This is a genomic window from Kitasatospora sp. NPDC004615 (assembly GCF_042873545.1).
Classification (GTDB): Bacteria; Actinomycetota; Actinomycetes; order Streptomycetales; family Streptomycetaceae; genus Kitasatospora.
Genome location: NZ_JBIALQ010000005.1, coordinates 226,685 through 248,791 on the forward strand (window position 1 = coordinate 226,685; position 22,107 = coordinate 248,791).

The window sequence follows — 22,107 nt, forward strand, 5'->3', positions numbered from 1 at the left end:
GGTGGGTATGGAGTCGCTGTTCGAGCTTCCGATCCGGACGCTGGCGGGCGAGCCGTCGTCGCTGGCGGACTACCGGGGCAAGGTGCTGCTGCTGGTGAACGTGGCGTCGAAGTGCGGGCTGACGCCGCAGTACTCGGGTCTGGAGCGGTTGCAGCAGACGTACGGGGAGCGCGGGTTCACCGTGCTCGGCTTCCCGTGCAACCAGTTCGCGGGGCAGGAGCCGGGGTCGGCGGAGGAGATCCAGGAGTTCTGCTCGACCACGTACGGGGTGTCGTTCCCGCTGTTCGAGAAGGTCGACGTGAACGGGGACGGCCGGCACCCGATCTACGCGCGGCTGACGGAGCTGGCGGACGCCTCGGGCGAGGCCGGGGACGTCCAGTGGAACTTCGAGAAGTTCCTGGTGGGTGCGGACGGCGAGCCGGTCGGCCGGTTCCGGCCGCGGACCGAGCCTGAGTCGGCGGAGCTGGTGGCGGCGATCGAGGCGCAGCTGCGCGGCTGACGGCGGGCAAGGTCCTCGGGTCCGGGCTGTCCGGTTCCGCCCACGGGCGGAGAACTGTACAGATAACCTGCGCAGTAAGGCTGGGCAGTCCGGGCCCGTTCCGGCTGCCCCCGTCACGACCGTCACGACGAAAGGCACCCCCCGTGTCCGTCACCGCGCTCGACCCCGCCACCGCCCTGGTGGTCATCGACCTCCAGCAGGCCTTCCTCGGTTTCCCCGGCAGCCCGTATTCGGTGCGCGAGGTGCTGGACCGCAACGTCCGCCTGGCCGAGGCGTTCCGCGCGGCGCGGCTGCCGGTGGTGTTGGTGCGGGTGTCCTTCGCGCCCGACGGCGGGGACGTGATGCCCGGCCGCACCGAGCAGCCCCGCCCCTCCGTGGCCCACCCCGAGGGCTGGGACGCTCCGATCCCCGAGCTCCACGAGCCGTCCGACCTGGTGGTGACCAAGCACAACTGGGGCGCGTTCCACGGCACCGACCTGGACGTGCAGCTGCGCCGGCGCGGGGTGACGCAGATCGTGCTCACGGGTGTCGCGACCAGCATCGGCGTGGAGTCCACCGCCCGCGCCGCCTACGAGCACGGCTACCACGTGACGCTCGCGGTCGACGCGATGACAGACACGGACGCGGAGGCGCACCGGGGCAGCGTGGGGCGGATCTTCCCGCGCCTTGGCGAGACCGGTACCACCGAGGAGATCCTCGGCCTGCTGGCCGGCTCCCGCTGAACCCACTCGGACAGGACGGAACCCGCCGGGCGGTCGCACGGGCGGACCGGGCCGGCGGGTTCCTGGGCAAGTCCGTTCAGGCCTCGCCGGGGTGCCAGGCGGGCCACTGCCAGGGGCGGTCGTCCCAGTGCACCCGGACGGGGTCGTGCGGGTCGAGGTCGGGGAAGTGGTGTTTCACCTCCGGTTCGAACTCCTCGGGGGCGAGCGGTTTCCATCCGGCGTCCTTGAAGTGGACGAGGCGGTAGCGGCTGTCGGTGCGGAACTCCGCGACCCGCACCAGGGGCTCGTCGGCCGTCCCGGTCCCGTTTCCGGTGTTGCTTTTGGTCGTCATGCCGCCAGCTTCGGCCGCGTCCCGGTGCCGCGCGCGCTCGCACCGCCGATGCCGCCGCAGGTGTCACCGTTCGGCCCCGATCGCACCGGGGGTGTCACGGACGGGCCCCGGTCCGGCACGGACGGTGGGAAAAGTGGGCAGTCCCGTACCGTGGAGGGGAGTTCGAGGGTTCCTCGGGAGGACCGCATGGGCAAGGGCAAGGCGGCGGCGCGGGTGCGCGGGCTGGACGGCCTGGCGGTGACGCGCTCCGCGTGGGGGCTGTACCGGGAGACCCGGCAGCCGGGCGCGCCCGGGTTGGCGGCGCGGGTGTGGGCGCTGCCGCGCCTGGTCCGGGACGTGCTGTTGCGCCGCTACTCGGGGGTGGGGCCGGGCAAGCTGCTGCTGCTGACGTTCGTGGTCGCGGTGTACCTGGTCAGCCCGATCGACGCGATCCCGGACTTCATCCCGGTGCTCGGCTGGAGCGACGACACCGGTCTGCTGCTGTGGTTCCTGGTGGGCCTGACGCGGGAGTCCGGCCGGTACGTGGAGTGGACGCGGCGCGCCGCGGCCGGCGAGCTGCCCGCCGGCGGCTGACCACTGCTTCCGTTACAGCGACTTGATCAGCTTCTCGAAGCGCAGGTCGGGCCTGCGCGGGAGGCCGAACCGCTCGTCCCCGTACGGGAACGGCTCGTACACGCCGGTGCGGGTGTAGCCGCGCCGCTCGTACCAGGCGATCAGGTCGGGGCGCTGTTCGATGACGGTCATCTCCATCGTCGTGACGCCCCAGGCGTCCCGGGCCCATTCCTCGGCGCGGGCCAGTACCTGGCGGCCGAGGCCGCCGCCCTGGGCGGCCGGGGAGACCGAGAACATGCCGAAGTAGCCGTTGGCGCCCCGCCGTTCGACGTGGCAGCAGGCCAGCAACCGGCCGTCCTGTTCGGTCAGCAGCACCACCGATTCGGGGTGGGTGAGCAGTTCGGCCACGGCGGCCTCGTCGGTGCGCTGGCCGTCCAGCAGGTCCGCCTCGGTGGTCCAGCCGGCCCGGCTGGCGTCGCCCCGGTACGCGGACTCGACCAGTGCGACCACCTCCGGCACGTCCTGCGCCCCGGCCGGTCGGAAGGCCGGCCCGGAGACGGCGTCGAGGTCGGCGGGACGGGAGGCGGTCGGCTCGGCGATCATGTGGTGCGCTCCTTACAGGTGCTGGAACGGCCATCGTGCCACAGCGCCCTGCCCGGCCCCGGGGGCCGTCCGACGACCGGACGTACGCGTGAAACGCCAGCTCAGGCCGGTCTTGGCACGCGCCCGGCAAGATCGGCCGGACAGGCCCTGGCTCAGGCCGGCTCGCTCGCGGGGACGGGCTGCTCGGCCGGGCCGGGGTAGGGCAGGATCTGGCGGAGCAGTCCGCGCGGGTGGCCGCGGCGGCGCCACTCGCGAGGGTAGCCGAGCGAGACCTCTTCGAAGCGGACGCCCTCGTACCAGGTGGTGCGCGGGATGTGCAGGTGGCCGTAGACCACGGCGGCGACGTTGAAGCGGCGGTGCCAGTCGGCGGTGAGTTCGGTGCCGCACCACTGGGCGAAGTCGGGGTAGTACAGGACGTCGGTGGGGCGGCGGTCCAGTGGCCAGTGGCTGACGAGTACCAGCGGCAGTTCCGGGTCGTGTGCGGAGAGCGCTTTCTCGGTGGCTTCGACGCGTTCACGGCACCAGTCCTCGACGCCCGCGTACGGTGCGGGGCTGAGCCGGTACTCGTCGGTGCAGACCACTCCGTTCTCGCGGGCGCGGGCCAGCGACTCGGCCTTGGTGTGCACGCCGGGCACCCTGAAGCTGTAGTCGTAGAGCGTGAACACGGGGGCGATGGCGCAGGGGCCGCCGGGGCCGGTCCAGACGGGGTACGGGTCCTCGGGGGTGACGACGCCGATCTCCCGGCAGCGCTCGACGAGTTGGCGGTAGCGCTCGGGGGCGTCGATGGGGACGGGATCGCGGGTGGTGCTCCACAGTTCGTGGTTGCCGGGCGTCCAGATGACCTTGGCGAAACGTCCGGCAAGGAAGCGCAGGGTGCCTTCGACGGCGTCGACCTGTTCGGCGACGTCACCGGCGACAATCAGCCAGTCATCCGGGCCTGTTGGTCGGAGTGCGTCGAGGACCGGCCGGTTCTCGGCGACGCCGACGTGGAGGTCGCTCACTGCGAGCAGGCGTCCGTCCGCCACCGCTCCCCCAGTTCGTGTCCACCGGCGCACCGGTTCCGCTTCGCCGGCGCATCCCGGCAGTGGAACGCGCGTTGACACGCTACCGCCGGGGGGTCGGCTACGCCAGCAGGAAGGGGTTTCTGTCGTAGTGTCAACATCCAGTGGAACCCCCGGTGTTCAGCAGTGACGCCTATGTCTGTCCGCTCTACATACGTTCTGACGATGTGTGGCTTCTACACTCTGTTGACTGACGGGTCCATGACTATATGCTCCGCAGCGGCCGAAAATCGGCCTCCCCCTTCACCCCACTGAGGACTCGTCATGCCCGCTTCCGGCACCAGCCGCACGTTCCGTCGCGCCGCCACCGCGGTCGCGTCCGCCGCCCTGCTGGTCGGCGCGGTCGCCGCCGCCTCCCCGGCCCAGGCCGCCAAGCCGAGCACCCCCGCCAACTTCCACCCCGAGCTCGACTACGCGGGTTCCACCGTCGCCGCCCACGAGGGCAAGGACACTTCGACCTCCACCGCGAACTCCGTCGCCGCACTGGCCGCCACCCAGACCAAGGGCATGGACGTCTCCAACTGGCAGGGCAGCGTCGCCTGGAGCACCGCGTACGCCAACGGCGGCCGGTTCGCCTACGTCAAGGCCACCGAGGGCACCACCTACACCAACCCCTCGTTCGCCCAGCAGTACAACGGCTCCTACAACGCCGGAATGATCCGCGGCGCCTACCACTTCGCGCTGCCGAACGCCTCCTCCGGCGCCACCCAGGCCGCGTACTTCGTCGCGCACGGCGGCGGCTGGTCCAAGGACGGCAAGACCCTGCCGCCCGCGCTGGACATCGAGTACAACCCGTACGGCGCGACCTGCTACGGCCTGAGCCAGGCCGGCATGGTCAGCTGGATCCGGGACTTCTCCAACACCGTGCACACCAAGACCGGCCGCTACCCGGTGATCTACACCACCACCGACTGGTGGACCACCTGCACCGGCAACAACAGCTCCTTCGGCGCCACCAACCCGCTGTGGGTGGCCCGTTACGCCTCCACCGTCGGCACCCTGCCGGCCGGCTGGTCCTACCAGACCATCTGGCAGTACGCCGACTCCGGCACCCTGCCCGGCGACCAGAACTGGTTCAACGGCGCCCTGGACCGCGTCCAGGCCCTCGCCAACGGCTGACGATCCGTCAATTCACCTGCCTGCGACCGGACTTTGCCCCGCTCCGGTCGCGGGCAGGGCCTTGCTTTTACGTGGTGGGAACGGTCAACTCCCAGGTGTCGACGGCGAAATCGAGCACCATGCCGGCGTTGCGGTACAGCGCGGGCGCGCCGGTGGCGTTGTCGGTGTCGACGCCGAGGCCGACCCGGGTGCGGCCGCGGTCGGCGTAGAACGCGAAGTAGTGGCGCAGCAGGTAGCTGCCGAGGCCCCGGCCGCGCAACTCGGAGCGCACGCCGATCTGGGTGGCCCAGGCCATGTCGGACCGGTCGTCGCGGGTGCGCAGCACGGCGACGTCGCCGTGGCCGTCGAGTTCGGCGATCCACACCAGAGACCAGTCGGCGGTGTCCGCGCCGGTGTCGGCGCACCACTTCTCGTAGCTGCGGGGCTGGAAGTCGAAGTGCTCGGCGAAGGTCTCGTGGATCAGCCGGTGCGCGGTGCGCCGGTCGTCCTCGGTGGTGCAGGCGCGCAGCCGCAGGCCCGCCGGGGCATCCGGGAACGGGTCGGTCTTCGGGTCGACGGTGCGGTTGAGCGCGTGGTGGCGGCGGACGTGCTGCCAGCCGCGACCGGCCAACGCGCCGGTGTCCAGGGTGGGTTGGGAGTTGAGCATCAGGTGCAGGACGGCGCGGTCGGCGCCGTTGCCGCGGGCGAGTTCGGCGCCGCGGGCCTCCATCAGCGCGAACAGGTGCAGGCCGGCGTCGGTGTACCCGGGCAGCAGGTACTGGTCGAGGTTGATCCGCTCCCCCGCCGAACGGTCCCGGACCAGGCCGTAGCCGACCAGCCGGCCGTCGGCGTCGTGCAGCAGCCAGGAGTCGCGCTCCAGGTCCACCGAGGGGTGGCCGAGATCCTCCTCGACCTCGTGCAACTCGGTGAAGGCGCGGCCCACTTCGATCTCGTCCACCTGATTGAGCAGCGCACACACGGCCTCGGCGTCCTCAACCACCGCCGGGCGCACCGTCATTCCGTCCGGGAGTGCCATGTCCCCCTCCTCCGCTGTCGGCTCCGCTAACAAACCCAGCCTTTCTACCGGCTCCAACGGCCTTGCCCCAAGCGGTTTTTGAGCGCGATACGGGGGCCGGACACGACGACGGGCGGCCCGGTCCGCTGCTCCAGGCCGCCCAGTTGCACCGTCGGCGGGTGCTACCAGCTCAGGTCCTTCAAGTGCGTCGCGAAGTAGATCTTGGCCGCCCAGCGAGAAAGGCATCCGCTGGGGCGGCCGTCTCCCGACGCGTGCCGCGTGATCAGTCACGTCTGCGAGGAACAGGACAGAACTCGATGGCGAGGCCGCCCACCTCATGCTGGAGTGGGCGGATGGATCATGAAGAAGTGCTCGCCCTGTTCGACCGCCAGATGAGGCGCGACGCGCAGCCCGACGGTGCCGGAGCCCGCGTCGAGCGTGACGGCGACGTCGTGCGGCAGGTCGGCGAGGAGCACGACTGGAACGGCGTCCTCTGGTCGGACCTCGACGGTGCCACGGCGGATGCGGCGATCGCGGCGCAGGTGGGCTACTTCGGCACGCTGGGGCGTGAGTTCGAGTGGAAGGCCTACGCCCACGACCGGCCCGGCGATCTCGGGAGGCGGCTGCGGTCGGCTGGGTTCACAGCCGAGCCCGAGGAAGCGGTGATGGTCGCCCGGATCCAGGATCTGCCGGCCGACATCGCGCTGCCCGAGGGCGTCCGCCTGCTCTCGGTGACCGATCCCGCGGGAGTGGATCTCGTGGTGGACGTCCACGAGCAGGCCTTCGGCACCAGCGGCGCCGGTCTGCGGCAGCGGCTGCTCGCCCAGCTGACCCAGGACTCGGAAACGGTCAGCATGGTCGTTGCGATGGCCGGCGACCTGCCCGTCTGCTCGGCGCGGATGGAACTGAACCCGGGCACGGAATTCGCGGGCCTTTGGGGCGGCGGCACTGTGACCGCCTGGCGAGGCCGGGGCATCTACCGGGCCTTGGTCGCCCATCGCGCCCGGATCGCCGCCGGCCTCGGCTACCGCTACCTTCAGGTCGACGCAACCGACCAGAGCCGCCCCATTCTGCAACGACTCGGGTTCACCATCCTGAGTACCACGACTCCATACGTCTACCCGCCCCAGCGCAACGACCGCGAAGCGTAGCGCGGCAACGCGGCCATCGGGCACACCCGGTGAACCTTCTCGGTCGCAGCACTAGTGAGATGCGCCGGCCGAGGAAGCGGAATCTCCTCGACCGCTCGAGGAGCTCATGTGTCGACGGTGCGCCCTCGCGCCCGTTCGGCAGAGAGTTGGCCGCTTTCGACCGCAGGCGGCTCGATCTGTACCTGCACATACACCGGCACAAGCCGACGAATCGTCAAACACGCTCACTCAGGCGCGGAACAGCCGCCAGAACGCCGCCGCCAATTCGGAGGCGGGAGCGGGGCGTTCACCGGTGATCCAGTGCGTGACGACGCCCAGCAGGGCACCGGCCAGGTAGGCGGCGTGCACGTCCGCCGGGACGTCGTCGAACCCGGCGGGGCGCTTGCCCTCGTGGAAGCGTTCCGCCAGGGCGGCGGTCACCTGCTCGCGCATCCGGCCTGCGAAGCCGGCGCTGCCCTGGTCTCCCAGGGCGCACCGGTAGACGGCGGCCCGGGCCGCGATGTGCTCGAACAGCCCGGCCAGGGCCTCGGGGGCCCGGTCTGGCGGCGCGTCGGCCGGGCACACGCGCACCGCCCGGGCGACCTCGGCGATCGGGCCGTCCATCGCGTCCACCACCAGCGCGTGCACGTCCGGGTAGTGCTGGTAGACCGTGGCCCGGTTGATCCCGGCGCGATTGGCAACGGCGGAGATGGTGATCGCGTCCAGGTCCTGCTCGGCGACCAGCTCCAGGATCGCCTCCCGGAGCCGGGCTCGGGTGCGCTGCACGCGCGGGTCGTCCAGGTTCATGGGGCTCACTGTACGACGTCCGTCGCGTAACCGACGAGTGTTGCTTAAACGACAGACGTCGCTTACTGTCATGGGTATGCGAATCGAGATCTGGGCCGACCCGGTCTGCCCCTGGGCGTACATCGGCAAGCGACGGCTGGACAAGGCCCTCGCCGACTGGGACGGCGAACCGGTCGAGGTGCTGTGGCAGCCGTTCCGCATCGACCCGACCGCGCCCGTCCCCGCCACGCCGTTCGAGGGCTCGGCGGCGGACGAACTGCTCAGCGACCTCGGCATCCTGGGCCGCCAGGACGACGCCGGGGCCGCCTGCGCCATCGGGCCCGGCCCGGCGACGCAGACGCCCCCGATCTCCGAGATCGCCGCCGCCGAAGGGCTCGGACCGAACTGGGGCGCCGCCTGGCGCGCCAGCAGCCACGACGCACACCGGCTGCTCGCCCTCGCCCACCGGCACGGCGGCGCCGAACTCCAGCACACCCTCGCCGAAGCCGTCATGAAGGCGCACTTCACCGAGGGCCGCGACATCAGCCACCCCGAGACACTGGCGCAGCTCGCGACCGACGCCGGATTCCCCGAGGCCGCCGCGCTGCTGGCCGACGGCGCCGCCGACCAGCAGGTCAAGGAACTGCTGCTGATCGGCAAGGCCCGCGGCGTCGCCACCTCCCCCACCCTGGTCGTCGCCGGCCAGGCCCTGGCCGGCGCCCAGTCGCCGGAGACCATCACCCGCTTCCTCCGCGACGCCGCCGGCCAGCAGCCCCGACAGCTCCCCGCCGAGGTCGAACGCCTCCGCTACGCCGAAGCCCTGATGGACAAGCGCGACCCGCTCGGCGCCCTGACCCTCCTCCGCCCCCTGCTCGACGAGTACGGCGACGAGCCCAGCGTCCGCCTGCTCGCCGCCCGCGCCTACTTCGCCTCCGCCCAACTCGGCCGCGCGGCCGCCATGCTGGAGGAACTCGTCGCCCAGTCCCCCGACGACTCCTACGCCCGCCTCCTGCTCGGCCGCACCCTCACCCGCCAGGGCCGCACGGAGGAGGCCGCCGTACACCTCGCCCTGGCAGGGGCGATGACCCCCGAGTACGCGAAGTGACCTGCGGCCGACGCGTCAGCTGACGCCCGGCTCCGGCCGGGGCAGCTCGTCCAGGTCGAGCGTGTAAGTCCGCCCATCGGCCAGCTCGATGGGCAGCTTGCCCGAGCCGTACTTGTGCGTGAACGCCGCGATGTAGCCGGAGCCGGTGGGGCGGGTGTGGACGACGACCTCACCGGCATACGGGTCCACGACCACGTAGACCGGGATGCCGTAGCGGCCGTACTTCGCGGTGCAGTCGTCGTAGTCCTTGCGCGCCGAGGAGACCGACACCACCTCGGCGATCAGCAGCACGTCCTCGAAGCTGTAGCGCTTGCCCTGCCGTTCCGCGTCCTCCCGAAGGATCGCGAAGTCCGGGGCGGAGTTTTCGTCGGCCGGGAAGTCCAGGTACACGTCGGAGGCGGTCTTCGCGCGCCTGCCAAGCGAGAGCGAGTCGATCTGCATCGACTTGATCGTGCTGGAGTGCTCAAAGCTCTGCGGAGTCATAACCACCTTCCCGTCCGTGCCGAAAAAGACCACATGCCCCGGAGGGAACTCGGTGCGCATGACCGCGTCCACGCTCATCAACTGCTCCTTTCCGTCGCTCTCAGGGTATGGCGCCCCAGCCCCGCATGGGGCGCCGCGGGGGCGCGCTACGGGCTGGCGGGCGCCCCGATCTCTCGCCACCACTGACGGTCGCCGGTGTCGTGGACGACCAGGCCGAGTCTGGCCAGTTCGCGGCGGAGTTCGCCGATCTCCTTCTCCTCGCTCTTCTGCAGCGCCTCGGCCCGCGCCTTGAACAGCACGTTGCCGCCGGGTGGCAGGCCGGGCATGCCGTCGACCCAGCGGCGGTACGCGTTCTGGTACGGGTCGCCGTCGGGCAGCCACGGGTAGCCCTGGGCGCGGAAGGCTTCGGCGAGTTGGGTGAGCGACGGGAGGTCGGCGCCCTCGTTCTTGTACTCGGCGAGGAGTTCCTCGCCCTGCGCGCCGAGCACCACCAGCCGCTTGCGGTCGGCGAATACGCCGCTGACCGCCACCCGGGGGGCACTCTGGGTGGAGTCGCCGCGATCCGTGGTGATCCGGTCCTTCTCGATGGTGACGGTGACGTAGCCGCGCTCGGCCAGTACCACGACGGCGACGCCGGCCAGGGCGCCGAGCACGAGACTCCCGATGGTGGCGGCCGGTTCGGGCGCCTTGGCGATGAGGTCGACCGGCCCCTTCCACGGGATCCACGGCCAGGTGGACGCCCAGTGCGCCAGGAGTTTCAGCAGGAATCCGGCCCCGGCGCCCAGGACCGGAAATCCGGCCGCCACCAGAACGCGGTCCGAGGTTTTCTGTCGAACCGTGATCGCCGCATCTTGGTCGGTCTTGCTCATACGCCCCTCCCCGAAGTACAAATCTATCGAACGTGAAACGACCGTTCTCAGAACGAGCGTACTACGCCTGTCGTGGACGACGAGCAGCGGAGGAAGCCATGGGCGCACCGAACGAACCGGCGGCACCCGGTCCTGAGCTTCGGCGGGGGATCCCCGAAGGGGCCGAAGAGCAGGTCGCCGCCCTGTACTGGGAGGCGTTCGGGCGCAAGCTCGGCCCGGCGCTCGGCCCGCCCGAGACGGGCCGGGCGTTCCTCGCCGCCCACCTGCGGCACGACCGCGGCATCGTCGCGCTCGACGGCACGGGCGCGGTGGTCGGTGTCGCCGGCTACCAGCTCGCGGGGCGCGGCCTGACCGGCGGCTCGGCGCGCGACGTGCTGTCCGTGTTCGGCCCGTGGGCGGGGCCGCCGCGGCTCGCCCTGCTCGCGCTGCTCTCCCGGAAGCCCGCCGAGGGCGAACTCGTCATGGACGGCATCTGCGTGGCGGCGGCGCAGCGCGGCGCCGGTATCGGAAGCCTGCTGCTGGACGAGATCGCGGCCGTCGCGGCCGAGAGCGGCTGCACCCGGATCCGGCTGGACGTCATCGACACCAACCCGCGCGCCCAGGCCCTGTACACGCGTCACGGTTTCCGCGCCCTGCGCACCCAACGGACGCCGTTCCTGCGGACGTTGATGGGGTTCGGGGCCGTCACCACCATGCACCGGGCTGTCGGCCCACTCAGAAGGGCGCACCTGTGAACCTTTCCCGGCCGGAGATCCCCACCCGGCTGCTCGTGCACGCGCTGGTCCGTGAGGACGGGACTGTCGATGCCGGTGAGCTCTACACCGTCGCCGGACTGCTCGGGATGACCGATCAACAGGTCCGACTGTGTGTCAAACGCCTGGTCAGCGAGGAGAAGTTCCGCCAGGACGGGCGCGGGCGCCGGGCCGTCCTGCGGAGCGTGTCCGACGCGGCGGACGGCGGACTCGCGCCCGACGCGGCAGGTGGCGGGCTCGCGCCCGACGCCGACCACATCCGGTACGCGTACCGGCAGGACGCGGGGCTCGCGCCCTGGGACGGCACCTGGCACCTGTTCGCGTTCGCCGTACCGGAGGCCCGCCGCGCCGTCCGCGACGCGCTGCGCGAAACCCTCCTGCACCTGGGCGCGGCGCCCGTCCAGGGCGGGCTGTACGTCGCGGCCAACCCGATCGGCGAGCTGGTCGAGGCCCGGGCCCGGCAGCTCGACGCGCTCGACTCGGTCACCTTCCTCACCAGCACCGACCTGCGCATCGGCGACCTCACCGACCCCGCCCAACTGACCGCCCACATCTGGCCGTTGGACACCATCGCCGCCCGCCACGAACACCTCGCGGCCTTCGCCACGTCCTGCACCGAGAGGGCCGCCGGTTCGGCCCTGCCCGAAGCCGAACGGCTCACCATGGCCGTGGAACTCGCCTCCGAGTTCAGCGCGGCCATGACCCCGGACCCGCTCCTCCCCCCGGAACTCCTGCCCCCGCACTGGCCGGGCCGCCACGCCCGCCACCTCGCCCGACAGTGCTGGGCCACGCTGAGCGCCCTCCCGGCCCCCGCCACCCCACTGCCTCGCCTGTTCCGCCTCTACGAAGACGCGTTCGCCGCACCCCGGTGAACGCGGGCGCCGACGGCCCGTCCAGCTGAGTCGAGTCCGGCGCCGGTCGCGAGCGCCTCTGCGAAGTGCGGGCACGTCTCGGCGTCGGGGACGGGCGGGGGCCCGGCGTGCGGGGGCGCCCGGCGTACGGGCGAGCTCCGCCCGGGTGTGGCCGACCGTGACCGTCATCGCGGCGTTCAGGACGTCCATGGCGAGGTCGAGCGGCACGTCCTGATGGACGCCATGCTCCGCGGCTGGATCGCCGACGCCGAAGCCACCGGCGTCCGACCCCGGTTGCGCCCGTGCTGCTGACGGCGAACCGGATCTGAGGAGACCTCAAGGGAACGAGAAAGCCCCGCAGATCCGAAGATCTGCGGGGCTTCGCTGTGCGCGAGGGGGGAGTTGAACCCCCACGCCCTTTCGGGCACTGGAACCTGAATCCAGCGCGTCTGCCTATTCCGCCACCCGCGCAAGGGTGTAGTCGCCGGTGGCTCACTTGCTCCGTTCGACCTGCTGAGAAGCTTACCCCATCTCCGGGGGCCGTTCTGACCGGCCCGGAGCCGTCGCGGACCGGGCGGGGGTGGTGGGGCGTCACAATGGCCGGATGAGAGTGATCTTCACCGTGGCCGGAGTCGCGCTGCTGGTCTGGACGGCGGCCAGCATCCTGCGGACGCTGGTGGTGCCGCGCGGGCTGTACTCGGCGATGGCGATCCGGCTGTGGTCCTCGCTGCGGGTGGTGGTGCGGGTGGTGGCGGCGCCGTTCGGTGGGTACCGGGCGATCGACCGGGCGCAGACCTGGCTGGCGCCGCTGACCCTGCTCGGGATGCTGGGCTGCTGGCTGCTGTTCACGTTGACCGCGTACACCCTGCTGTTGATAGGGACGTCCGAACTGCCGTGGCACGTGGCGTTCCGGGAGGCCGGGTCGAGCCTGTTCACGCTCGGCTTCGCCAGCGGCGACCGGCTGCACCTGTCGGTGCTCGACTTCCTCGCGGCGGCCAACGGCCCGCTGATCATCGCGCTGCTGATCGCCTACCTGCCGACGCTGTACTCGGCGTACAACCGGCGGGAGTTGGAGGTCACGCTGCTCCAGTCGCGGGCGGGCGAGCCGGCCTGGGGGCCGGAACTGCTGGCCCGGCAGACGCTGGTGGGGACGGAGGCCGGGCTGCCGGAGCTGTACCGGGACTGGGAGCGGCTGGCGGCTGATCTCGGCGAGGGGCACTCCAACTACCCGGTGCTGATCGCGTTCCGCTCCCCGCAGCCGTACCGCAGCTGGATCGTGGGCCTGATCGCGGTGATGGACGCGGCCGCGATGCAGTTGGCGCTGAACCCGCGCTCGGCCCCGCCGGAGGCCCGGCTGATGCTGCGGGCCGGGTTCACGGCGCTGCGCGACATCGCGACCGCGCTGCGGATCCCGTTCGAACCGGACCCGGAGCCGGAGGAGCCGATCCGGCTGACCTTCGCGGAGTTCGACGCGGCGGTGGCGATGGTGACGGCCGCCGGGGTGCGGCTGGAGCGGCCGATCGTGGACGCCTGGCCGCACTTCCGCGGCTGGCGGGTCAACTACGAGTCGATCGCCTACGAGTTGGCCCGCCGCGCGGACGCGGTGCCGGCACTGTGGACGGGGCCGCGGGACTTCCCCGCCACCCCGATCCCACCGCGCCGCCCGGCGGACCGCCGCCCGGCCAACCCCTGAATCGGTTCTACTTGACCAGCAGTTCCTCGGCCTGCGCCAGCACCTCCACCACCCGCCGCCCGAACCGGACGTCGCACGGGTGCGGGGTGCCGGTCGCGGCAGACGCCAGCAGCGCGTCCAGGGCGCGGCCGTACGCGGTGGTGGGCGGGCCGTCCCGGTCGGGGAGGCGGGTGACGCCGGAGGCGCCGCGCAGTTCGGCGCCCGCGCCGAGCGCGGAGGCCTCGGGCGGGGCGGTCAGGCTGAGCGTGACGGTGCTGGACGCGCCGCCCTCGTGCCGCAGGATCAGGTGCGCGGTGTCGCCGGGGCCGGGCCCGGCGGTGACGTGTTCGACGTCGCCGAGGGCGGGCATCAGCACCGACAGGGCGTGCGGGCCGACGTCCCACAGCGCGCCCTTCTGCTGCCGCCACGGGGAGGCCGCGTAGGGGCTGTCGGTGGTGAACACCGAGCCGATCCAGTGGCAGTGCGCGGTGAACCAGCCACCCCGCTCGGCCTGTTCGTCGATCCAGGGGCCCTGCACACCGTCGAACCGGACGGTGAAGAACACCACCGAGGCGACACCGGCCGCGGCGGCCGCGTCCTCGACGGCGCGGGCGGCGTCCACCGTCGCGGCGACCGGCTTGTCGAGCAGCAGGTGCTTGCCGGCCGCGGCGGCGCGCACCGCGTACTCGGCCTGCACGTCCGGCGGCAGCGCGATGGCGACGGCGTCCACCGCCGCCAGCAGGTCGTCCACCGCCGCGTACCCGGGCACGCCGTGCGCGGCGGCGAGTTCGGCGGCGGCCTCGGGGCGGCGGCCCCACACGCCGGCGAACTCGACGCCGGGGTGGGCGGCCAGCGCCGGGGCGTGCACCAGGCCCGCCCAGGGGCCGGTGCCGAGCAGTCCGATCCGCACGGGCTCAGCCCTCCACCCGGATCAGGGTGAAACCGTCGTAGCCCTTGCGGCCGACGGTCTGCACCGTGGTGGCGTCCAACCGCTTGTCCCCGGCGAGCAGTTCGTGCAGCTGCTGGACGCCGCGCACGGCCTCGTCGCTGCTCTGCTCGTCGGCGAGCCTGCCGCCGCGCACCACGTTGTCGACCACGATCACCGAGCCGGGCCGGGTGAGCGCCAGCGACGCCTCCAGGTAGTGCGGGATGTTCGGCTTGTCGGCGTCCACGAATACCAGGTCGTAGGGCTCGACGCCCTCCTCGGTGAGTTGCCGCAGGGTGTCGCGGGCCGCGCCGAGCCGGACCTCGACCCGGTCGGCGAGGCCGGCCCGGCGCAGGTTGGCGGTGGCGACCTCGGCGTGCGCCGGGTCGATCTCCAGCGTGGTCAGGGTGCCGCCGGCGGGCAGCGCGCGGGCCAGCCAGATCGCGCTGTAGCCGGCCAGGGTGCCGATCTCCAGGATCCGCCGGGCGCCCTGCATCCGGGCCAGCAGGTGCAGCAGCTTGCCCTGGTTGGCGGCCACCGCGATCTGCGGCAGCCCGGCCCGGTCGGCGGCCTCGAGCGCCGCGTCCAGCACCTCGTCCTCGCCGATCAGCCGGGCGGCGGCCCAGTCGTCCACCGCCGTCCAGAGCTGCTGCGGGTTGTCCTGCGGGCTCATTCCCCACCTCCGTGATCGCTTCGCGGTGCGACCCTACTCCCTGCCCTTTGGGTCGCGACGCCGGACGCGACGAGGCCACCACCGCTTTGGGCCCGGACGCGACGAGGCCACCACCGCTTTGGGCCCGGACGCGACGAGGCCGCCGCGTCCGGTGCGGACGGGGCGGCCTCGGTCGGGCAGCGGAAAAGATCAGTCGACGAGCGTCTCGGAGAGCGGCTCACCGCTCTTGCCGCCGGACTGCTCGGGATGCGCGGCCCGGGACTTCTTGGCGCGCCACTTGAGCACCAGCGCCGATCCGACGCCGAACACCGCGGCGGCGGCGAGGCCGATGTACGAGGCGCCCTTCAGGTACTGCTCGGCGACCTTGCCGACCTGGTAGACCAGCAGCGTGGTGCCGCCCGCCCAGACCACGCCGCCCAGCACGTTGGCGATCAGGAACTTCCAGTACGGCATCCGCAGGGTGCCGGCCAGCGGGCCCGCGAAGATGCGCAGCAGAGCGATGAAGCGGCCGAAGAAGACCGCCCACATGCCCCAGCGGTGGAACGCGCGCTCGGCGGTGGCCAGATGATCGGGTCCGAAGTGCTTGGGGAACCTGCGGCCGAGTTTCTCGAACAGCGGCCGGCCGCCCTTGTGGCCTATCGCGTAGCCGATCGAGTCACCGATGATCGCGCCGGCGATCGCGCAGCCCGCGACGCCCCACGGGCTGACGATGCCCTTGGCGGCGAGGAGGGCGGAGGAGACCAGGGCGATCTCTCCGGGCAGCGGAATGCCCAGACTCTCCAGTCCGATGATCAGGCCGATGATCACGTACACCGAGGTCGGTGGAACGCTCTCGATCCACTGGTCGAGGTGCAAGGCGGAGTACCTCCGTCGGGGCAGGGACAGGCGGCCGACACGCGGCGGCACACGGGAAAAGCTTCGGTAAAGGCCCGAACCGGGCCAGCCTAGCCGCTCCCGGGCCGCAGGCCGAGCGGCTGCCTGCACCGCACGTCAGCGACCGTCCGGGGTGCTCCCCACCCGCTCACCCACACCCGGTCCAACTCCCGGCCCCGGCCGATTCGTTCCCGCTCGGCGGGTGACATTCCGCGCACCCGCCGGGCCTGTTCCCGGCTCCTCCTAGCGCCCCATACTCCGTCTCCGAACAGCAGCAATCCCGGGGAGGACGCATGACGATGGCAGCGGCGGCAGGCACCTGGCAGCTCGGCGATCTGGAGGTGAACCGGATCGGCTACGGCGCGATGCGGCTGACCGGCAACGGCATGATGGGCAACTCCGACGGCGCCCCGATCGACCGCGGGCACGCCGTCCGGCTCCTGCACACCGCGTTCGAGCAGGGCGTCAACCACGTCGACACGGCCTCCTTCTACTTCTCGCCGCTGCGCTCCGCCAACGAGTTGATCAACCGGGCGCTCGGCTCCTGGCGGGGCCACGAGGTGGTGGTGGTCACCAAGGTCGGCCCCGGGCGCACCCCGTCCGGCGAGTGGCAGACCATGGCGCGGCCGGACGAACTGCGCGGCCAGGTCGAGGAGAACCTGCGCCAGCTCGGCCGCGACCACCTGGACGTGGTCAACCTGCGCCGCAACGGCCCCGACTGCGCCTCGGTCGCCGAGCACTGGGGCGCGCTGGCCGAACTGCGCGAGGCCGGGCTGATCCGGCACCTCGGGCTGTCCAACGTCCGCCCCGAGCACATCCGGGAGGCGCGGAAGATCGCCCCCGTGGTGTGCGTGCAGAACTCCTTCGGGCTGGACTGGCGGCGGGCCGAGGACACCGGGGTGCTCGGGCTCTGCGCCGAACTGGGCATCGCCTTCGTCCCGTTCTTCGCCATCGCCGGCCTGCACCGCGAGGCCGCCGCGGCCGCCGAACAGGACCGCCGGGTCGCCGCCGTCGCCACCGAACTCGACGCCACCCCCGCCCAGGTCCGCCTCGCCTGGACCCTGCACCGCGGCCCCCACGTCCTCGCCATCCCGGGCACCACCAACCCCGCCCACCTCGCCGAGAACCTCGCCGCCGCGACGCTTCGCCTGACCCCCGCCCAACTCGCCGCGCTGGACGCCGACCCGACCGCCTGAGCTCAGCCTTCCGCCACCCAGGCCGGCAGGCCCTCTCGGCGCTGGAGCCACGCGGGCGGGACGTCGGCCAGGCCGGTGCGGGCGGCGACCACGCCGCCGGTGATGGCGCAGGTGGTGTCGACGTCGCCGAGGCCCTCCGCGGTGGTCCAGAGTGCGTCGGGGAGGCTGTCGAGGTGGTGGGCGGCGGACCAGAGGGCGAACGGGACGGTGTCGGAGGCGCGGATCCGCTGCCCGTTGCCGAGCAGGTCGGCCGCCCGCCAGGGCTCGGTGGCGGCGGGCAGTGCGGCGGCGGCCGCGACGCCGTCGCGGATCAGCCCGTCGGGGGTGCGGGCGGCGACCTCGTGCAGCAGGTCCGCCCCGGTCGGGCCGTCCCCCAGCACGCGGCCGCGGGCGGCGAACGCGGCGGCCAGGGCGACGGCGACGGCCCCGGCGATGCCCTCGGGGTGGGCGTGGGTGACCTCGGCGGAGTACTCGGCCTGCTCAACGACCTCGTCCAGGTCCTCGGCGAACCAGGCGCCGAGCGGGGCGACCCGCATCGCCGCGCCGTTGCCGAGGCTGCCCTGCCCGTCGAACAGTTCGCGGGCCTCCGTCACCCACCGCTCGGGGTGTTCGGCGAGGACGGGCAGCAGCCGCGTCATGCCGTAGCCGTAGCGGCGACCCGGGTCGGCGAAGTACGCGGCGCCGAACATCGCGGCGAGCTGGGTGCGGTTGACGCCGTCCTGGTCGATCAGTGCGCGGTGGACGGCCAGTGCCATCGCGGTGTCGTCCGTCCACTCCCAGGGCGACTCCTCGGGAGTCCGGCGGGCCCTGATCTGCTCGATCGCCTCGGCGGGCGCGCGGAACCGCTTGAACCAGCGCTCACCGAACGCGTCGCCGAGGGCCACCCCCTCCAGGGCGTCGCGCGCAGCCTGCCGGGCGGTGATGGCGGTGGTGGTGGTCGTCATGGCGGTCATCCTGGCAGCCGCTCCCCCGCCTGCCCACCGCATTTCCCGCCCGCCCGTCAGGACTTCAGGAACTCGATCAGGTCCTGGTTGAAGCGCTCCTTGTCGCCGGTCACCATCGCCAGGCCGTGCGACCCGCCCTCGTACACCTTGAGCACCGCGCTGCGGACGAGGGCGGCGGTCTTGCGGCCGGTCGCGTCGATCGGGACGACCTGGTCGTCGTCGCCGTGCACCACCAGCAGCGGGATGTCGAACTTCTTCAGGTCGGCGTGGAAGTCCGTGTAGCCGAACGCGTCCACGCATTCGACGGCGCCCTTGATGGTCTCCGCCATCCCCATGGACCAGAACGCGTCCAGGTTGCCCTGGGTGGCCTTGGTGTGGACGCGGTTGGCGCCGAAGAAGGGCACGGCGGTGTCCTTCCAGAACTGGGCGCGGTCGCGCAGGATGCCGGCCTTGAGCGAGTCGAGGACGCCGGCGGGCACGCCTTCGGGGTTGTCCGGTCCCTGCGCCAAAAGTGGGGTAATGGCGGAGAGCAGGACGGCGGACTTCACCCGGGAGGTGCCGTGCCGGCCGATGTAGCGGGCGAGTTCGCCGCCGCCCATGGAGTGCGCGACCAGGGTGACGTCCCGCAGGTCGAGGCTGGTGAGCAGGTCGTTGAGGTCGTCGGCGAAGGTGTCGAAGTCGTAGCCGTCCCAGACGGGGGTGGAGCGGCCGTGGCCGCGGCGGTCGTGCGCGATGCCGCGGAATCCGGCGTCGGCGACGGCCTTCAGCTGGTCCTGCCAGGCGTCGCCGTTGAGCGGCCAGCCGTGCAGGAAGACGACGGGGCGGCCGTGGCCCCAGTCCTTGTAGAAGAGCTCCACACCGTCGCGGGTCGTGCAGTGGGGCATGTGCGTTCTCCGATCCTGGGCCGGTGCCCGCTCCCGTACGGAACGGCGGGCACCTCGCCCATTCAAGGCAGAACCGGGCCGGGCCCGCACGGCGGCTCAGCTCAACGGCCGCACCCGCGCGGTCACGACGGCTCGACGCAGAACACCGCCTGCCGCACCTCCTCGGCGCTCGGGGTGCCCGCGCCGTGCACCCCGATGGTCACCTGCTCGCCGGGGAGCAGCGTGATCAGGCCCCGGTCGGCGGTGGCGGCGGGGTGCAGGCGGTCGGGCTGGAGCAGCAGGTCGCGGAGCAGTGTGCGGGCGGTGATCCGGACGTCCACCGCGCCGTCCCCGGCGTCCGTCACGTCGAGGTCGAACTCGGGCTGCGGGTAGGCGAATTGCTTGTCGGGGACGGGGAGGTGCACGGCGCGCAGGCCGTCCGCGTCCGCCACCAGGTACTCCTTGGTCGCCCCTTCGTCCGTCAACATGCCTTCCGGCAGCGGAAGTTCGTGGACGGCGCGCGGCGCGACGGTGACCTGTTCGGTGTGCTCGGTGAGCAGCCGGCCGGCGGTGTCGAGGCGGCGCAGGTGGAGGGTGGTGGTCCACGGCTCGGCGGACTGGTTGACCAGGGCGGTGCGGGGTGCGCCGTCGCGGTCGGCGGGCTGGAGGGTGAGCAGCCGGTCGGCGTACAGGCGGCGCAGTTCGTGGTGCAGGGGCTTGAGCCGGCCGTCGCCGTCGATGGCGGCCCAGGAGGAGACCGGCCAGCAGTCGTTGAGCTGCCAGACGATGGTGCCGGCGCAGTGCGGCCAGTGGGAGCGCCAGTGTTCGATGCCGGTGGCGATGGCGCGGGCCTGGGTCACCTGGGTGAGGTAGTGCCAGCGGTCGAAGTCGGTGGGGACGTCGAAGTGCCGTTCCAGGCCGCGGCGGAGTTTGCCGTTGCCGTCGCCGGCCTTCTGGTGGTGCAGCATGCCGGGCGAGTCGGCGGCGAGGGTTTCGCCGGGCAGGGCGCGGCGGAGGGTGGCGTGGGCGGGTGGGGCCTGCCAGCCGAATTCGGCGACGAACCGGGGGACGGTGGCGCGGTATTCGGCGTAGTCCTCGCGGTTCCAGACGTCCCAGGAGTGGTGGGTGCCGTGGTCGACGTCGTTGGGGTGGTGGTCCCAACTGCCGGACCAGGGGCTGCCGGCGGAGTAGGGGCGGGTGGGGTCGAGTTCGGCGACGATCCGGGGCAGCAGGCCGAGGTAGTAGCCCTCGCCCCAGGAGTCGCCGTTCAGCTTCTCCTCCCAGCCCCAGTCGCGGAAGCCCCACTGGTTCTCGTTGTTGCCGTTCCACAGCGCCAGCGAGGGGTGCGGCATCAGGCGGACCACGTTGTCGCGGGCCTCGGCCTCGATCTCGCCGCGCAGGGGCTGTTCCTCGGGGTAGGCGGCGCAGGCGAACGGGAAGTCCTGCCAGACCAGCAGGCCGAGTTCGTCGCAGAGGTCGTAGAACGCGTCCTGCTCGTAGATGCCGCCGCCCCAGACCCGGATCAGGTCGACGTTGGCGTCGACGGCCTGCAGCAGGCGGGTGCGGTAGCGGGCGGGGGTGACGCGGGTGATCAGGGTGTCGTCGGGGATCCAGTTGGCGCCCCGGACGAACAGCGGCTCGCCGTTGACGGCCAGCGTGAAGGGGGTGCCGGCGGCGTCGGGGGTGCGGTGCAGCTCGACGGTGCGGAAGCCGATCTGCCGCTGCCAGGTGTCGAGTTGGTTCTCGCCGTCGCTGAGGGTGAGGGCGAGTTCGTAGCGGGGCTGGTTGCCGTGGCCGCGCGGCCACCATCGTTCGACGTCGGCGGCTTCCAGCACGAGCACGGCGGTGTCGCCGTCGAGGGTCGCCGCTGCCTGCGCACCCGCGACGGTGGCGCGGGCGGTGAGCGGACGGCCGGCGCCGGTGGCGGTGCGTTCGACGGTGAGGTGCAGTTCGACCCGGCCGGTGGTGCCGTCGGCGGTGATCAGCGGGCGGACGGTCGCGATCCGGGCGGTGGACCACCGCTCGAACCGGACGGGCTTCCAGATGCCGGCGGTGGGCAGCGTCGGGCCCCAGTCCCAGCCGAAGCTGCTGGCCATCTTGCGGATGTACTGGAACGGCTCCGGGTACTCGTTGGGCCGCTCACCGACCAGTCCCCGGACCCGCTCGGCCTCCGTGTAGGCGCTGGTGAAACGCACCGTCAACTCGCCTGCCAGGCCGGTGGCGTCGAAGCGGTGGCTGCGGTGCATGTTGCGGGTGGTGCCGAGTTCGACGCCGCCGAGGGTGACGGTGGCGACGGTGTCCAGGCCCTCGAAGACCAGGTCGGTGCGCTCGTGGGCGCCGCCGTCGGCGGGCACGTCGAGGCTGTACGTCCAGTCGCGGCGGCCGACCCAGGCCACGGCCAGCTCGTTGTCGCCCAGGTACGGGTCGGGGATCAGCCCCGCCGCCAGCAGGTCGGTGTGGACGCAGCCGGGCACCGCAGCGGGCAGCAACTCCCCGTCGTGGTGCAGGTTCCAGCCCTGGTCGAGCGGGGTGGTGTCCATCATCGGGGCGGCTCCTCGATCGCAGATGTGCAGCGCGAGCAGCACGGTAACCCCGCCCCGTCAGGCCTGTCCACGAACCGGTCGGGCCGTCGAGCGCGGCCGGGCCGCGACGCCGTCCCGGTCGCGCTACGGCGAGACCTCCGGGTCGTCCGGGAGCGGCCACGGCCACTTCAGGTCCCGGGGAACGGCCAGTTCGCACGGGTAGCACAGCGTGAGCGTGATCCGCCTCCCCTCGCGCCTGAGGCCGACCGCGCCGCACCGCTCGCAGATCGACGCGCTGCGGGCGGCGAAGGTCTCGACGATTGTCCGGAGGCGATCGGAGTCGGCGCTGCTCCGGTTGCCGCCCTGCTTCCACGGCCTCGGCGAGGCCTGAAAGGCCAGCACGGCGAACTTCTGCTTCACGGCCCCGAGTTCGTAGTCGGGGAACTCCGCGACAACCGCCCGATGACAGTCGATCACCAGCTGCCGCCAGCCGGGCCCGATCTCGGGGCGGGCCGACGGCGTCGAGAAGTGCGGCCCGAGCAGCTCCAGAACAGCTTGCTCCGCCGGTACGGTCCCAGTCAT

24 protein-coding genes and 1 tRNA gene are annotated in these 22,107 nt (G+C 72.3%); 10 read left to right on the top strand and 15 right to left on the bottom strand.

What is annotated here, in order from left to right:
* Positions 1–7: 7 nt before the first annotated feature.
* Both ACFYS8_RS18910 and ACFYS8_RS18915 read left to right on the top strand, forming a co-directional pair.
* Complete coding sequence (locus tag ACFYS8_RS18910) at positions 8–499, top strand: glutathione peroxidase (protein WP_387643029.1); 492 nt, start codon at positions 8–10, stop codon at positions 497–499.
* 143 nt (positions 500–642) lie between these two features.
* Positions 643–1,221: an isochorismatase family protein gene (locus tag ACFYS8_RS18915; RefSeq protein ID WP_387642633.1), complete on the top strand. Its 579-nt coding sequence runs from the start codon at positions 643–645 to the stop codon at positions 1,219–1,221.
* 76 nt (positions 1,222–1,297) lie between these two features.
* Here ACFYS8_RS18915 and ACFYS8_RS18920 read toward each other — a convergent pair whose 3' ends face one another.
* Positions 1,298–1,552, bottom strand: a complete 255-nt coding sequence (locus tag ACFYS8_RS18920) for a hypothetical protein (RefSeq protein ID WP_387642634.1) — start codon at positions 1,550–1,552, stop codon at positions 1,298–1,300.
* Positions 1,553–1,738: 186 nt separating this feature from the next.
* Here ACFYS8_RS18920 and ACFYS8_RS18925 point away from each other — a divergent pair, with 186 nt between their 5' ends.
* The gene (locus ACFYS8_RS18925) at positions 1,739–2,125 is read left to right on the top strand and encodes a YkvA family protein (protein WP_387642635.1); all 387 of its coding nucleotides are present in this window, start codon (positions 1,739–1,741) and stop codon (positions 2,123–2,125) included.
* A 12-nt stretch (positions 2,126–2,137) separates the two neighbouring features.
* Here ACFYS8_RS18925 and ACFYS8_RS18930 read toward each other — a convergent pair whose 3' ends face one another.
* Both ACFYS8_RS18930 and ACFYS8_RS18935 read right to left on the bottom strand, forming a co-directional pair.
* Positions 2,138–2,707 carry a GNAT family N-acetyltransferase gene (locus tag ACFYS8_RS18930; RefSeq protein WP_387642636.1) on the bottom strand — a complete coding sequence of 190 codons (570 nt, stop codon included), beginning with the start codon at positions 2,705–2,707 and terminating at the stop codon, positions 2,138–2,140.
* 152 nt (positions 2,708–2,859) lie between these two features.
* Positions 2,860–3,732: a metallophosphoesterase family protein gene (locus ACFYS8_RS18935; RefSeq protein WP_387642637.1), complete on the bottom strand. Its 873-nt coding sequence runs from the start codon at positions 3,730–3,732 to the stop codon at positions 2,860–2,862.
* A 300-nt stretch (positions 3,733–4,032) separates the two neighbouring features.
* On the opposite strand from ACFYS8_RS18935, the gene ACFYS8_RS18940 reads away from it, so the two are divergent.
* Positions 4,033–4,887, top strand: a complete 855-nt coding sequence (locus tag ACFYS8_RS18940; RefSeq protein WP_387642638.1) for a lysozyme — start codon at positions 4,033–4,035, stop codon at positions 4,885–4,887.
* 67 nt (positions 4,888–4,954) lie between these two features.
* On the opposite strand, the gene ACFYS8_RS18945 is transcribed toward ACFYS8_RS18940, so the two are convergent.
* Positions 4,955–5,902, bottom strand: a complete 948-nt coding sequence (locus ACFYS8_RS18945; RefSeq protein ID WP_387642639.1) for a GNAT family N-acetyltransferase — start codon at positions 5,900–5,902, stop codon at positions 4,955–4,957.
* Positions 5,903–6,234: 332 nt separating this feature from the next.
* Here ACFYS8_RS18945 and ACFYS8_RS18950 point away from each other — a divergent pair, with 332 nt between their 5' ends.
* A complete protein-coding gene (locus tag ACFYS8_RS18950; protein ID WP_387642640.1) occupies positions 6,235–7,032 on the top strand; it encodes a GNAT family N-acetyltransferase in 798 nt (265 codons plus the stop codon).
* Between the two features lie 228 nt (positions 7,033–7,260).
* Here the strand turns inward: ACFYS8_RS18950 and ACFYS8_RS18955 are convergent, their stop codons facing one another.
* Positions 7,261–7,818, bottom strand: a complete 558-nt coding sequence (locus ACFYS8_RS18955; RefSeq protein WP_387642641.1) for a TetR/AcrR family transcriptional regulator — start codon at positions 7,816–7,818, stop codon at positions 7,261–7,263.
* Between the two features lie 76 nt (positions 7,819–7,894).
* Here ACFYS8_RS18955 and ACFYS8_RS18960 point away from each other — a divergent pair, with 76 nt between their 5' ends.
* Positions 7,895–8,902 carry a DsbA family protein gene (locus ACFYS8_RS18960; protein ID WP_387642642.1) on the top strand — a complete coding sequence of 336 codons (1,008 nt, stop codon included), beginning with the start codon at positions 7,895–7,897 and terminating at the stop codon, positions 8,900–8,902.
* 15 nt (positions 8,903–8,917) lie between these two features.
* Here ACFYS8_RS18960 and ACFYS8_RS18965 read toward each other — a convergent pair whose 3' ends face one another.
* Both ACFYS8_RS18965 and ACFYS8_RS18970 read right to left on the bottom strand, forming a co-directional pair.
* Complete coding sequence (locus ACFYS8_RS18965; RefSeq protein WP_387642643.1) at positions 8,918–9,463, bottom strand: Uma2 family endonuclease; 546 nt, start codon at positions 9,461–9,463, stop codon at positions 8,918–8,920.
* A 68-nt stretch (positions 9,464–9,531) separates the two neighbouring features.
* Positions 9,532–10,254 (bottom strand): hypothetical protein, encoded by a 723-nt coding sequence (locus ACFYS8_RS18970; protein WP_387642644.1) that lies wholly within the window; start codon positions 10,252–10,254, stop codon positions 9,532–9,534.
* A gap of 98 nt (positions 10,255–10,352) precedes the next feature.
* Here ACFYS8_RS18970 and ACFYS8_RS18975 point away from each other — a divergent pair, with 98 nt between their 5' ends.
* Complete coding sequence (locus tag ACFYS8_RS18975; RefSeq protein ID WP_387642645.1) at positions 10,353–10,988, top strand: GNAT family N-acetyltransferase; 636 nt, start codon at positions 10,353–10,355, stop codon at positions 10,986–10,988.
* The gene (locus ACFYS8_RS18980) at positions 10,985–11,878 is read left to right on the top strand and encodes a PaaX family transcriptional regulator C-terminal domain-containing protein (protein ID WP_387642646.1); all 894 of its coding nucleotides are present in this window, start codon (positions 10,985–10,987) and stop codon (positions 11,876–11,878) included. The genes ACFYS8_RS18975 and ACFYS8_RS18980 overlap by 4 nt, the downstream gene beginning before the upstream one ends.
* Before the next feature lie 366 nt (positions 11,879–12,244).
* Here the strand turns inward: ACFYS8_RS18980 and ACFYS8_RS18985 are convergent.
* Positions 12,245–12,328, bottom strand: a tRNA-Leu gene (locus ACFYS8_RS18985).
* Positions 12,329–12,461: 133 nt separating this feature from the next.
* Between ACFYS8_RS18985 and ACFYS8_RS18990 the strand changes: the two genes are divergently transcribed.
* Complete coding sequence (locus tag ACFYS8_RS18990) at positions 12,462–13,550, top strand: hypothetical protein (protein ID WP_387642647.1); 1,089 nt, start codon at positions 12,462–12,464, stop codon at positions 13,548–13,550.
* A gap of 7 nt (positions 13,551–13,557) precedes the next feature.
* Here ACFYS8_RS18990 and ACFYS8_RS18995 read toward each other — a convergent pair whose 3' ends face one another.
* The 3 genes from ACFYS8_RS18995 to ACFYS8_RS19005 all read right to left on the bottom strand — a co-directional run bounded on the left by ACFYS8_RS18995 (position 13,558) and on the right by ACFYS8_RS19005 (position 15,982).
* Positions 13,558–14,439, bottom strand: a complete 882-nt coding sequence (locus ACFYS8_RS18995; protein ID WP_387642648.1) for a Gfo/Idh/MocA family protein — start codon at positions 14,437–14,439, stop codon at positions 13,558–13,560.
* A 4-nt stretch (positions 14,440–14,443) separates the two neighbouring features.
* Positions 14,444–15,127 carry an O-methyltransferase gene (locus tag ACFYS8_RS19000; RefSeq protein ID WP_387642649.1) on the bottom strand — a complete coding sequence of 228 codons (684 nt, stop codon included), beginning with the start codon at positions 15,125–15,127 and terminating at the stop codon, positions 14,444–14,446.
* 189 nt (positions 15,128–15,316) lie between these two features.
* Positions 15,317–15,982, bottom strand: a complete 666-nt coding sequence (locus ACFYS8_RS19005) for a DedA family protein (protein WP_387642650.1) — start codon at positions 15,980–15,982, stop codon at positions 15,317–15,319.
* A 311-nt stretch (positions 15,983–16,293) separates the two neighbouring features.
* On the opposite strand from ACFYS8_RS19005, the gene ACFYS8_RS19010 reads away from it, so the two are divergent.
* Positions 16,294–17,196 (top strand): aldo/keto reductase, encoded by a 903-nt coding sequence (locus ACFYS8_RS19010; RefSeq protein ID WP_387642651.1) that lies wholly within the window; start codon positions 16,294–16,296, stop codon positions 17,194–17,196.
* Positions 17,197–17,198: 2 nt separating this feature from the next.
* On the opposite strand, the gene ACFYS8_RS19015 is transcribed toward ACFYS8_RS19010, so the two are convergent.
* From ACFYS8_RS19015 to ACFYS8_RS19030, 4 genes are all read right to left on the bottom strand, one after another.
* On the bottom strand, positions 17,199–18,140 hold the full coding sequence (locus tag ACFYS8_RS19015; protein ID WP_387642652.1) for an ADP-ribosylglycohydrolase family protein: 942 nt from the start codon (positions 18,138–18,140) through the stop codon (positions 17,199–17,201).
* A 56-nt stretch (positions 18,141–18,196) separates the two neighbouring features.
* Positions 18,197–19,024 (bottom strand): alpha/beta fold hydrolase, encoded by an 828-nt coding sequence (locus tag ACFYS8_RS19020; RefSeq protein WP_387642653.1) that lies wholly within the window; start codon positions 19,022–19,024, stop codon positions 18,197–18,199.
* A gap of 122 nt (positions 19,025–19,146) precedes the next feature.
* Positions 19,147–21,546, bottom strand: a complete 2,400-nt coding sequence (locus ACFYS8_RS19025; protein WP_387642654.1) for a glycoside hydrolase family 2 protein — start codon at positions 21,544–21,546, stop codon at positions 19,147–19,149.
* A 123-nt stretch (positions 21,547–21,669) separates the two neighbouring features.
* Complete coding sequence (locus tag ACFYS8_RS19030) at positions 21,670–22,107, bottom strand: hypothetical protein (RefSeq protein WP_387642655.1); 438 nt, start codon at positions 22,105–22,107, stop codon at positions 21,670–21,672.